Here is a 12,438-nt window from a genome sequence, read left to right on the forward strand (position 1 = left end):
AAGAGTGGATACTAAATTTTAAACCTGAGTAATCTTTCCTGTAATAATTTATGCATATCTCTTCTGCCATCAAGAACGCAATAAATAAAAATCTTTTTATTGATTATTCGATATATGATCCGATACGGCTTTTGAACAATCTCTAAATACTCATAAATACCCAAGTGTTTAAGTTCCTTTGGAGGATGACCTCGTTCAGGATGTTTCTGAAGAGATAAAATTTTTTCATAGATTTTCTGAAAAAATTTATCGGCTCGACTTGTTGACTCGTTTAAATAGATATACCGATAAATTTCAAATATGTCTGTTTCCGCATCTTCAATAACGAATATTTTATACATCGTTATAATGCTTTTCAAATTCTTTGATTTTATTCTTTAAGTCTTTAATTGACTTATTAACAGTTTTAAATTTTTTCTGTTCAAGACTCAGGTTGCTTAATGAAACTATCTTCAAAAGTGCAATGGCTTCCTGAGTTTGTTCGTAAAGTTTAATGTCTTGTAAAATTGCTTTCGCTTCACCATTCTGAGTAATAAGAAGAGTTTTACTATTTTCATTAAGATCTTTTAATATTTCTGAAACATGAGCTTTTAAATAACTTACTGGTTTTATAGATTCACTAAATTTCATTTTCGCTCCATTTTATTCCTGACCAAATATAGTCTTTTAAGTGGTCTGTGTCAATCACTTGATAAAACTACTAACTATTGTGTAATTATTTTCTCCAATGTTTTTTCATCTGCGTTAAGCAATCCAACTTTTATCAATCGTGGAGTAAGCTTTCTCCAATTGTCATCAGATGCAAAAATTTCTTTGAACATAGGTAATGCATCATTAAGTTGTCCATTATTAACAAGAGTAACAGCCGTCCAATATTTCATTTCAAGATTTTCAGGAAACATTTTCATTGCAGCAGAATAATGCTCCATTGCAAGTTTCATATCATTCTTTTCAACTGCAAGATCACCATTATTCATATGCTCATAAGCTCTGAAAACTTTCAACAATCTTTTAATTTCTTTAATTGGTTCGGGATGATCTTCAACTCTTAAATCAATGTAACGATCTTCCCAAAGTTTTCCTGTTGCCTCGCCTTTTACAACAAGTATTGCAGCAGATTGTTGTCCCCTGATATCACCGCCAACATTCTGAGCAGCTTCTAAAGCAGCAATAAGTCTTTCGGCTAACGGTCCATCACTACTTTCAAATGCTTTTGACATTTCACTCCAAACCAGATTACTTAACATTAAATTAGCCTCAACACAATAGTTATCACCCACAATATGTCCTGCTTCAGGTATACATTTGCTTCCTGTATAAGCAGCTGAATTTCCTTTTGCATCTACAATGGCAAGCTGACGAAAATCTCTTCCTTCATCCGAAGCAATAAGTAAATCAACTACTTCCTGTGCAGTCATTCCCTGCTTCAACATTTCAAGTCCTCTTTGACCGAATGATGGATTAACAAAAGATTGAGTTGCGATTACTCCAACTCCGGCTTCACCCCAACTTACAATTGAGCCAACAGAAAACCAGTGAGATTGAACTGCAACACCCATCTCTCCGGTTTTGGGATCCCTTGCTACGATTGAATAAGTGTGTGCAAGAGGTTCGTTGCTGTAAAAAAGCTGTGCATTCAAGTCAAACGAAAGAAGAATTAAGCAAAACAGAAAAAATAATTTTTTCATTGCTTCTCTCCGTAAATTTTAAATGAAATTTTTGATTGATAATCTTTTGAATGATAAACTTTTATTTGAGCTTTTACGAAATCTTTTTCATCTGCATTATAAATATCAGTAAAAGTTTGCGGATTACTATCAAAGAAAGGAAACCAACTGCTGTGTATCTGAATCATTATCTTATGTCCTTTCTTGAAGGTATGAAAGGCATCATTCAATTTAATTTTAACTTCCTCGATTTTGTTCGGAGTAAACGGTTCAGGATTTTCATAACTGTTTCGGAATTTGCCTCTCATTATTTCTGCACGAACTAATCTTTGATATCCACCCATTTCAACCTGATTGGGATTTGGTTCAGGATTAGGTTCATCATCAGGATAGACATCAATTACCTTAACAACAAAATCTGCATCAGTACCTGAAGTTGAAACATAAAGAGTAGCTTCAATCGGGCCGGCAATAGTAAAATCAGTATCAAGCGGCTCGGTTTCGAAAGTAAGAACATCAGGTCTTGTTGAAACATATCTCTGGTCTTCTATCATAAAAGTTCTGTTATAGAAATTTTTCGAGTCAAGAAATTTTGAAGTATATGGAACCGGATTCCAGGGGTCACTCAGATATTCTGAAAATTCTTTTGAACCAAAGTCAGAAGAAAAGCTTAATTTATAATCTGATGAAAGGAATAAATCTGATGTTGTTACATTCTCCGGAGGCCATTGATTGAATTGATAAAATTTATTTTCACCGGTATTAAACATATAAGCATCTGATGTCAAAGGTTTTCCAATTCCTTTCAGATAATAGTTGAAAAACGGAATTAATATTTTTTGTCTGTAATAATCAGCAGTGTTACTGCCAAAATAAAAATCACCTAGTGAATCACCTTTTGTTGCAATCCAAGAACCGTGAGTCCACGGACCCATAACAATCCTGCATTGATTATCCTGATCATTTTTCTCAATAGTTTTATAAATATTTAACGGACCGAATAAATCCTCAGCATCGTACCAACCGCCAACAATAAGAACTGCCGGTTTAATGTTCTTCAGATGTTTAAGGTTACTTCTTTCCTGCCAGAAGTAATCATAACTTCCGTGTGCCATTATCGAATCCCAAAACGGAATAGAATTTTTCAGAATGTTTTCATTCAGTTTTTTAATTGGCGTGTGTTTCAGGAAGAAAGAATAATTATCCGGCGATGGATAATCAGCACCTCTCTGCCATTGAGTTGTTGGAGCTTTTCTTGGGATTCCAAAATTCTTAAAAAAGTTGAAAGACATTTGTAATGAAAAAGCACCGTTATGATGCATATCATCACCAATGAACCAATCAGAAATCGGAGCTTGCGGAGATACAGCTGCAAGATTTGGATGAGCATCAATCGCTCCCATTATTGTATAAAAACCCGGATAAGAATTTCCCCACATTCCGACTTTGCCATTGTTGTTCGGAATATTTTTTATCAGCCATTCAATAGTATCATAAGTGTCACTGCTTTCATCAGTTTCGTTCTTAGTTTTATCAGGTTTATGCGGTCGCATATTATCAAATTCACCTTCGGACATAAATCTTCCTCTAACATCCTGAAGCACAAAAATGTAACCTTCTTTAACGAATTGTTCAGCTGGTCCTAAGAATCTTGCAAATTTATCTTCACCATAAGGTCCGATTGAATAAGGAGTTCGTGTTAAAATAATCGGATATTTTTTTGATTTATCTTTTGGTGAATAGACAATTGTGTATAGATGAACACCGTCCCGCATTTTAATACGATACTCATTCTTATCGTAATTTTCTTTTATATAGTTTTCTTTATCCTGAGCACAAGCAAAAACATTTAAAACAAAGATGAGAATGAGTAAAAAGTTTGAGTATGTTTTTATTCGCATCAGCAAATCTCCAGTATTGTTTTTGTTAAAATATAAAGATAATATTTCATTCAAAAAGTATATCAAAATCATTTATCTTCTTTTCATATTTTAGTGATTAAAATTAAGGAGATTAATTGTCTGATATTTTCTCTGTCTTGATTCTCTTTGGCGTTGGAGCAATTGCTGCGTTTATTAATGTAAACGCTGGTGGTGGCTCATCACTCACTTTGCCTGCATTAATTTTTCTCGGACTTGATGCATCTGTTGCAAACGGGACTAATCGTGTTGCAATCATATTCCAGAATATCTCTGCTGTTTATTCATTCAAAAAAGAAAAATATTATGAATTGAAAAACAGTATGATTCTTTCGCTTCTGAGTTTACCCGGAGCGATAGCTGGTGCTGTCTTTGCGGTAAAAATATCCAATGATGCTTTTGAAAAAGTTCTTGGGATAATAATGATTCTGATAATTATTACTATGATTATACCTCAGAAGCGGGAAAAAAATGTTACTGCTGATTTCAAAGTTGATTGGAAAGTTGTACTCTCGATGATACTAATTGGCTTTTATGGAGGATTTCTTCAGGTTGGTGTTGGATTCATTATAATGGCTTTGCTTCATAATATTCTTAAACTCGATTTAATAAGGGTAAATATGCATAAGGTTTTTATCGTATTCATTTTCACAATTCCTGCATTACTTGTTTTTATTTTGACAAACAATGTCAACTGGTTTTATGGATTAAGCCTTTCTGCCGGAAATGCTTTTGGTGGATGGTGGGGAGCTAAACTTTCAGTAAAGAAAGGAGAAAAACTAATCAAAGCAGTTCTAATAGTTTCAATTTTCATAATGGCAATTAAACTACTGAATATTTTTTAGGAGAACAGATGAACATTCATTCTAAATGCAAATTAAATAATGGCTATGAAATGCCGTACTTCGGACTTGGAGTTTATAAAGCTGCTCCTGGTAAAGAAACAATAGAAGCGGTTTCTTATGCTTTAGAAATTGGTTATAGATTAATTGATACTGCAGCAGTTTATGGAAATGAAAAAGAAGTTGGGATTGCAGTTAAACAGTCGGGAATTCCACGCGAAGAAATATTTATCACAACAAAACTTTGGAATGATGATCACGGTTATGATTTAGCATTAAAAGCATTTGACGAAAGTTTAAAAAGATTACAACTTGATTATGTTGATTTATATCTCATTCATTGGCCTGTTCCAAATCTGAGAAAAGAAAGCTGGAGAGCTTTAGAAAAAATTTATTCGGAAGGAAGATGTAAAGCAATTGGTGTTAGCAATTATATGATCAGACATCTTGAAGAGATGAAAGAATATTCGAATGTAATTCCAACTGTTAATCAGGTTGAGTTTTCTCCTTTTCTTTATCAGAAAGAATTGCTTGAATATTGCCGTTCAAATAAAATTGAAGTTGAAGCATACTCACCTTTAGCCAGAATGAAGAAAAAAAATAATCCGGTTGTAAACAGTATAGCAAAAAAGTATAACAAAACTCACGCTCAGATTTTAATTCGCTGGTGTCTGGAGCATAAACTGATTGTTATTCCAAAGTCTGCAAATAAAAAGAGAATAAAAGAGAATGCTGAAGTTTTTGATTTCAAGTTAAGTGCAGAAGATATGAAAGTATTAAATGAGTTGAATGAAAACTTCAGAGTTTCCTGGGATCCAAGTGAGATTGAGTAAAAATTTACTTTAATTCTTTCTTCAAAAATTTTCCGGTGAGACTTTTTTTGTTGTTTACAATTTCTTCGGGAGTTCCTTCAGCGATAATTTCTCCACCGAATTCTCCTCCTCCGGGACCGAGATCAATTATCCAATCTGCTAACTTTATTACATCGAGATTGTGTTCAATAACTATGACAGTATTTCCTTTATCAACTAATTTATTCAGCACATTCATAAGAATGTTTACATCTTCAAAATGAAGTCCTGTTGTTGGTTCATCAAGGATATATAAAGTTTTTCCTGTTGAAACTTTGCTTAATTCAGTAGCGAGCTTAACCCGTTGTGCTTCGCCACCGGAAAGTGTTGTTGCCTGTTGTCCAAGTCTTATATAACCTAAACCAACATCGTGAATTGCTTTAATCTTCCTTTTAATTCTCGGCAAGTCTTCAAAAAATTCCAGAGCTTCGTCAACTCGCATATCAAGAACATCGGCAATTGATTTTGTTTTATACAAAACCTGAAGTGTTTCTCTGTTATAACGCTTTCCGTGACAAACATCGCAGGTTACATAAACATCAGGAAGAAAATTCATTTCAATCTTTTTTACTCCATCACCTGAACAAGCTTCACATCTTCCTCCTTCCACATTAAAGCTGAATCTTCCCGGTTCATATCCTCTCATTTTCGATTCAGGAAGTTGAGCAAACAAATCACGAATTAAAGTAAATAAACCAGTATAAGTAGCTGGGTTTGATCGCGGTGTTCTGCCAATTGGTGACTGATCAATCTCAATTACTTTGTCAATATTTTCAAGTCCTTCAACTGATTTATAAGGAAGCGGAACCACTGCTGAGTTATAAAACTTTCTCATCAAAATTTTAACAAGAGTTTCGTTAATCAAACTTGATTTACCTGAGCCGCTAACTCCTGTTACTAGTGTCAGAGTTCCAAGAGGAATTTTCAAATCAACATTTTTTAAGTTATTTCCTGAAGCGCCATTAAGTAAAATAAATTTGCCATTGCCTTTTCTTCTCTGCTCAGGAATTTTAATTTCTTTCCGATGCTTCAAATATGAAAGTGTAATTGAATCAAAGCCATTTTTTGAGTCAACTAACTTTTTAGTTTCGCCGGCAATACAAACTTTTCCTCCCTGTTCACCTGCTCCGGGTCCAAGGTCAATCATAAAGTCAGAATTTTCTATTGTTTCTTTATCGTGCTCAACTACGATAACAGTGTTTCCAAGGTCTCTTAATTCTTTAAGCGAGTTTATGAGTTTTATGTTATCGCTCTGATGCAATCCTATTGAAGGTTCATCAAGAACATACAATACTCCTGCGAGCTGAGAGCCAATCTGAGTTGCTAATCTTATTCTCTGTGATTCTCCACCCGACAAAGTTCTTGCAGAACGATTTAATGTCAGATAATCCAATCCCACATTTGAAAGAAACTGAAGTCTGGTTGTTATCTCTTTCAAAATTGGTTTTGAAATTTGTGCATCTCTTCCTGTAAGTTTTAGTTTAGCAAAGAATTCGATTGCACGATTGATTGAAAGATTAGTTATCTCACTTATATTTTTTCCGGCAAACTTAACAGATAGTGATTCTTTCTTTAATCTTCCGCCATTACAAACAGGACATGTCACAGTATTCATAAATGATTCAACCCACTCACGAATACTTGCTGATGTTGTGGTTGAATAATAATTTCTGAGATATTCCATCAATCCTGTAAAACGATGAAGATAAGTAACCGGCTTACCTTTTCCGTAAGTGTAAGTAAAGGGAATTTTATCTTTTGTGCCGTTAAGAAGTATATCTTTTTGTTCCTCTGTTAAATCTTTTAATTTGGTATCGAAATCAAAACCATATTTTTTTCCTATTGCTTCAAGCTGATTGAAAAACCAGATTTGTCTTGGTTTACCAAGCGCTGCAATTGCTTCTTCGTTTATTGATTTATTCCAATCCGGGATGATCAGGTTAATATCAAGTTCTTTGATTTCTCCAAGACCTTCGCAGTTTTGACAGGAACCATAAGGCGAGTTAAATGAAAATGAATTTGGTGCAAGTTCACGATAACTTATTCCACAATCAAGACAGGCAAGATGACGGCTGTAAACTTTATCTTCCTTTCCTGTATCAATAATTACTATTCCTCCACCGTAGTTTAACGCAACATCAACAGATTCAGTTAAACGGTTTCTTGATTTTTCACTTACCTGAAGTTTGTCAACTGCAATTTCAATATTATGCAGTTTGTATCTGTCAACACTGAATCCTTTATAGATTTCAAAATACTCACCATCAACTCTGACTTTTAGAAATCCATCTGAGAGAATCTCTTCAAACAATTCCCGATAATGTCCTTTTCTTCCTCTTATAACAGGAGCTAAAACAGTAATCTTTTTACCATTATAGTTTGTAAGAATAGAATCAATTATCTGATTTGATGATTGTTTTACAACCGGTTTGCCGCAATTGTAACAATGCGGAGTTCCGACTCTTGCAAATAACAAACGAAGGTAATCATAAATTTCAGTTACAGTTCCAACTGTTGAACGAGGATTTCCGGAAGTTGATTTCTGTTCAATTGAAATTGCAGGACTTAATCCATCAATTAAATCTACATCAGGTTTTTCAAGCATATCAAGAAACTGCCTTGCATAAGCTGAAAGCGATTCGATATACCTTCTCTGTCCTTCAGCATAAATTGTATCGAAGGCAAGTGAAGATTTACCGGAACCTGATAAACCTGTTATTACAGTGAAGGATTCACGCGGTATCTCGACATCAATATTCTTGAGATTATGTTCGCGTGCACCTTTAATTATTATTTTGTCTTTTTCCAAGTTTGTATAGTAATAAAATTTTCAAACATGTATTTTAGTCACACTCAAATTCATATTCAAATAGTTTTAGCATGCACTCTAATCCTTTATCATCCAAATCACTTCCAGAACAAATAAAAACTGTGTTTGAGTTCAATGAAAGCGTTTATAAGGAAAAATCATCTGAATTTATCGCTCAGATATATCACATTGAAAAGCATGAACAAGCAGAAACAATTCTTGACACAGTCAGAAAGAAGTATTTTGATGCAACACATCACTGCTATGCATACAAACTGCTCAATTATGAAATAAAATCATCTGACGATGGTGAACCAAAAGGTACTGCCGGATTAAGAATTCTTAACGCAATTGAGCATTATGGGCTTACAAATGTTTTGATAATTGTTATTCGCTATTTCGGTGGCACAAAATTAGGAGTTGGTCCGCTTGGAAAAGCTTATTATCAATCTGCATTAAATGTTATTGATGAAAAGAAAATTGTACAATTAAATCTTTATCAAGAAATTTCTGTACAAATAGAATTTAATTATATCAGTCAATTTCACCGAGTTGTTAATAATTACGAGGGAATAATTGATAATTCTGAATATAGCGACTTTGCAAAATTTTATATCTCCATTAAAACATCATTAGTTGATGATTTCAAGAATGAATTACTTAATACTACTAACGGAACAGCTAAGATTGAAATCCATCAATCATTTACTTATAACAAATCCTTAACCTCCACTTGATTAAAATATTAGTTTTAACGATTTTTGATATGCACAATTATTAATCTTTTACAGGGGTTAAATATGGAATTAAATCAACACGCAGAGAAGCTGGCAAACTTAACATTCAGTTTGCTTGCAAATTGTCAGGAAAAAGAAGTTCGGCTGGCAGAAATTCATGGCTTAACTCAAGCAGAATTCCGTTGTCTCAGATTATTTGGTTCGGATGAAACTGTTAATAATAAGAAGATTGCTGAAAGGATGAATTTAAGTCCAAGTAGATTGACAAGGATTATTGATGGATTGGTAAACAAAGAATATATAATCAGAGAGATTGACCCGAATGACAGACGGAATATGAGAGTTACTTTATCATCAAAAGGTCAATCACTTGTTAAGCAATTGAACAAAGCTTATGTAGATATTCATCGGGAAATTCTGAAAGATATTGATCCTGATCAGCATGAACCTTTAACTACAGCTTTGGAACATCTGCTTGAAGCTTTGGAAAAGTGGTTGGCTAAAAGCTAACTGATATTTCTTTTCAGGTAATTAAGATACTTTTTTACCTGGTCGAGATCATCAACAAGTTGGGTAATGTTGTTGAATTGATCTTTACTTAGCTCAATAAACTTTGTATTTATTTCTGCGAAGACTTCTGCATTTAAATTTGAGGTCATTTCCTTTATTAAGGTTATGACCTTTTCTATATTCCTCATCAAATCTTCTTTAATCATTTGAAGATTAGTTACATCAGGATTTGACTGGCCAATTTTTATCGCTCTGAACAATCCGCTTACATACTTCCCTGTGAATGCAAGTTCTTCAAATTTCTGAACTGTATCATTTTTATTTGCTTCATCAATCAACTGCTGAAGAAATATTTTATGATGAAGTTTTCTTTCGGTAAAAGACTCAACTTCATTAAGAAAATTGTGTGTTATGGTTGTTGTCATAGTACTTTTACTCCTATTCCAATTCCATCACCAACGGGTAATATGGTTGAAGATAATGACGGCTGTGTCATAAAAATTCTGTTGAAATCTCTTATAAGTGCAGTGGACTTTTTATACTTTGGCGGAATCTTATTCGCTGCTACATAACCGTGCCACAGAAGATTATCAACAAAAATTACTCCTCCCTTTTTCAAAAGCACCATTGAGTAATCAAACAATCTTTTATAGTCTTCCTTATCAGCGTCAAGAAAAATAAAATCATACTTTTTCTGAAGCTGCGGCATTATTCTTAAGGCATCACCTTCGAGAAGTTTAATCTTGCTTTCAAGTCCGGATTTTTTGAAATTATCTTTAGCAATAGTGATGTTGTCAGTGCTTTTTTCAATCGTATGAATAATTGATTTTCTTCCTAACTTTCTTGCTATTCGGATTGTAGAGTAACCGATTGCTGTTCCTATTTCTAAAACTCGCTGAGGTTTATTCATTACGATTAGTTGCTCCAGAAGATTTGCTGAAAGGTTCGAAAGTATTGGAACATTATTTTCCTCTGCAAACTCTTCCATACTCTTTAGAAGCGAATCTTTTTTCTTATCGAATGAATCAAGATACTTTTCTTGCAGAGGTAAAATAATTCTTGACATCTGGTTACTCCCGAAAAGTTATATAAATCTTCTTTCCAAAATTACTTTAATAGAACTAATTTTTTACCAAATTGTTTTCCGTTGAGAGAGATAAGGAAATAATAGACTCCACTTGAGCAAAGAATTTTTTCGTCATTCGTTCCATCCCACTCAACAACATTTTCACCTGGATTACTAATCTGTGAAATCTCTTTTACACTTCTTCCTGAAGCATCAATAATTGAAAGTCTGAAAGACTCATTTCCTGATGAACGATAATTAATTCTGACAACTTTATTCTTCAATGGCAGAAATGGATTTGGATAAATGTCGCTAACAGTATAATCAAGATTATTACTAGATAAGTTTAAGTTGAGTAAAATATTTAACAAACCGTAAAACATTTTATAATTTTTGTTTGAAGGAACTCTTGTCAGATTTCCCGAGCTATCCTGATATGTAAAGTAAAATTCAAGTTTCTTACCGTTTGAGAATGATGGAAGAACAAATTCGTAAGTGTCATCTTTGAAAGTGTTGAAATTATAACTTGTAAATGATGCTCCATCTTCAGAAATATGAAGTCGAATTGAATTCGGATTTTTTGAATCATCAAAAAATATTTTGTTCAGCAGATAACTTCCATTTACCTGTCTGATGTTAGGAAATTCCAATGCACTTTTTGCAGAGATTAATCCATAACCAATCTGATTATTTGGTGATTGTGAATTTGATGATGATTCTAGAATTATACTTCTGACCTGTGAATTTGTTAAGTGCGGAAATTTAGAAAGAAGTAATGCAGCTACTCCGGCAGCAATTGGAGATGAAGTAGATGTTCCGTTTGCATAACGGTAATCATTCGTTGTACCTGCTAAAGCACCATAGACTGAAACTCCCATTGCAACCACTTCCGGTTTAATTCTCCCGTCATAAGTTGGTCCAACTGAACTAAAACTTGCGGGATTATTTTGTGCATCAACCGAACCGACTGCAATAACATTAAAGGCATCGGCTGGTGCAGTAATGTATTTCCATTTTGTATTTCCTTCATTACCAGCAGAAGTAAATGTAACCACACCTCTTTCGAATGCTAAATCAACTGCTTTGCTAACTATAGTAGTTTTGCCATTCATATCTTCATAAGTATATGAATCTTCGCCCGTATCGAATTCATTATAACCAAGTGAACTACTTGTGATATCCACACCAAGATTTTCCATCCAAATTAAAGCGGCTGCGTAATTGTCTTCTTCAACATGAGTTTCAGTTGCGATGTATTCAGTTTTTGCAAGCAGGAATGAACTGTTGAAAGCTGAGCCAATTAAAATACTATCCCGATAACCTCCGATAATTGAAAAAACTAATGTTCCGTGAAAATCCTGTCCGGGAACATCCTGTGATTGATTTGCAGTAACAGAATCATCAAACACAAAATCATATTCAGCAACTACATCTCTTGTTGAAAGTGCAGTATGTCTTTTCCAGTCAAATCCTGAGTCTAATAATCCGACCAAAACATTTCTTCCATCAATTCCTTTGGAATGAACTAAAGGAACATCTGACAAATTTAATTGAGTAAAAGATGGTCCGTATTCATTAACGAAGAGGTTGAAATTATTCTCTTTAAGAAGTGATTCCTGAATTAAATCTTTTTTGAATGATATTCTTTTAACTGGTTTTATATCTTCAACAAACGGAAGCGAACGTATAATATCAATTTTATCCTGAGAAACGACTGCAGAAACGCAATTGAACCAGTTCAGTTCGTGAACAATCTTTATTCCGAGTTTTCTTAATTCATTCAGATAATCGTTTCTCAAAGGCAAATCTTCGAAACGAATTATTTCTTCACCAAGATTTTTCTTTCTTCGTTCAATTGCTTTTTCTTTTAGAGAATTAACTGCTATCTGATATTCTGAAGAGGATTTACTTAACGAAATGCTTTTATCAATTCCTTTGTCTTTAAAGAAGATAAAATATTTTTGTTGAGCAAGTGAAAATGAAGTGACAATTACAAGAAGTAAAATAATTTTTTTATTCATCAGATTTTATTTCATA

12 protein-coding genes are annotated in these 12,438 nt (G+C 33.6%); 4 read left to right on the top strand and 8 right to left on the bottom strand.

The features are described from left to right. Nucleotides 1-11: 11 nt before the first annotated feature. From Q0X14_RS06385 to Q0X14_RS06400, 4 genes are all read right to left on the bottom strand, one after another. Complete coding sequence (locus Q0X14_RS06385) at nucleotides 12-341, bottom strand: type II toxin-antitoxin system RelE/ParE family toxin (RefSeq protein ID WP_297844056.1); 330 nt, start codon at nucleotides 339-341, stop codon at nucleotides 12-14. Beyond that, nucleotides 334-630, bottom strand: a complete 297-nt coding sequence (locus Q0X14_RS06390) for a type II toxin-antitoxin system Phd/YefM family antitoxin (RefSeq protein WP_297844058.1) — start codon at nucleotides 628-630, stop codon at nucleotides 334-336. Before Q0X14_RS06390 ends, Q0X14_RS06385 begins: the two co-directional genes overlap by 8 nt. Nucleotides 631-704: 74 nt before the next feature. Then, complete coding sequence (locus tag Q0X14_RS06395; protein WP_297844060.1) at nucleotides 705-1,688, bottom strand: DUF1028 domain-containing protein; 984 nt, start codon at nucleotides 1,686-1,688, stop codon at nucleotides 705-707. Further along, a complete protein-coding gene (locus tag Q0X14_RS06400; protein ID WP_297844064.1) occupies nucleotides 1,685-3,568 on the bottom strand; it encodes a CocE/NonD family hydrolase in 1,884 nt (627 codons plus the stop codon). Before Q0X14_RS06400 ends, Q0X14_RS06395 begins: the two co-directional genes overlap by 4 nt. 116 nt (nucleotides 3,569-3,684) lie before the next feature. Between Q0X14_RS06400 and Q0X14_RS06405 the strand changes: the two genes are divergently transcribed. Continuing rightward, nucleotides 3,685-4,431: a sulfite exporter TauE/SafE family protein gene (locus Q0X14_RS06405; protein ID WP_297844067.1), complete on the top strand. Its 747-nt coding sequence runs from the start codon at nucleotides 3,685-3,687 to the stop codon at nucleotides 4,429-4,431. A gap of 8 nt (nucleotides 4,432-4,439) precedes the next feature. Next, the gene (locus Q0X14_RS06410; protein ID WP_297844070.1) at nucleotides 4,440-5,261 is read left to right on the top strand and encodes an aldo/keto reductase; all 822 of its coding nucleotides are present in this window, start codon (nucleotides 4,440-4,442) and stop codon (nucleotides 5,259-5,261) included. Between the two features lie 4 nt (nucleotides 5,262-5,265). On the opposite strand, the gene uvrA is transcribed toward Q0X14_RS06410, so the two are convergent. Beyond that, the gene (gene uvrA / locus Q0X14_RS06415) at nucleotides 5,266-8,088 is read right to left on the bottom strand and encodes an excinuclease ABC subunit UvrA (RefSeq protein WP_297844073.1); all 2,823 of its coding nucleotides are present in this window, start codon (nucleotides 8,086-8,088) and stop codon (nucleotides 5,266-5,268) included. A gap of 71 nt (nucleotides 8,089-8,159) precedes the next feature. Between uvrA and Q0X14_RS06420 the strand changes: the two genes are divergently transcribed. Both Q0X14_RS06420 and Q0X14_RS06425 read left to right on the top strand, forming a co-directional pair. Continuing rightward, nucleotides 8,160-8,825: a YigZ family protein gene (locus Q0X14_RS06420; RefSeq protein ID WP_297844076.1), complete on the top strand. Its 666-nt coding sequence runs from the start codon at nucleotides 8,160-8,162 to the stop codon at nucleotides 8,823-8,825. A 63-nt stretch (nucleotides 8,826-8,888) separates the two neighbouring features. Continuing rightward, nucleotides 8,889-9,335 carry a MarR family transcriptional regulator gene (locus Q0X14_RS06425; protein ID WP_297844077.1) on the top strand — a complete coding sequence of 149 codons (447 nt, stop codon included), beginning with the start codon at nucleotides 8,889-8,891 and terminating at the stop codon, nucleotides 9,333-9,335. On the opposite strand, the gene Q0X14_RS06430 is transcribed toward Q0X14_RS06425, so the two are convergent. The 3 genes from Q0X14_RS06430 to Q0X14_RS06440 are packed head-to-tail and all read right to left on the bottom strand — an operon-like array spanning nucleotide 9,332 to nucleotide 12,422. Next, nucleotides 9,332-9,760 carry a hypothetical protein gene (locus Q0X14_RS06430; RefSeq protein WP_297844080.1) on the bottom strand — a complete coding sequence of 143 codons (429 nt, stop codon included), beginning with the start codon at nucleotides 9,758-9,760 and terminating at the stop codon, nucleotides 9,332-9,334. The two genes, Q0X14_RS06425 and Q0X14_RS06430, sit on opposite strands and share 4 nt — an antisense overlap. Beyond that, the gene (locus Q0X14_RS06435) at nucleotides 9,757-10,401 is read right to left on the bottom strand and encodes an O-methyltransferase (RefSeq protein ID WP_297844083.1); all 645 of its coding nucleotides are present in this window, start codon (nucleotides 10,399-10,401) and stop codon (nucleotides 9,757-9,759) included. The genes Q0X14_RS06430 and Q0X14_RS06435 overlap by 4 nt, the downstream gene beginning before the upstream one ends. 41 nt (nucleotides 10,402-10,442) lie before the next feature. After that, nucleotides 10,443-12,422, bottom strand: coding sequence for a S8 family peptidase (locus Q0X14_RS06440; protein WP_297844085.1), 1,980 nt, complete (start codon nucleotides 12,420-12,422; stop codon nucleotides 10,443-10,445). Nucleotides 12,423-12,438: the final 16 nt, after the last annotated feature.

The organism is Ignavibacterium sp. (genome assembly GCF_025998815.1).
In the GTDB taxonomy this organism is placed as follows: domain Bacteria; phylum Bacteroidota; class Ignavibacteria; order Ignavibacteriales; family Ignavibacteriaceae; genus Ignavibacterium.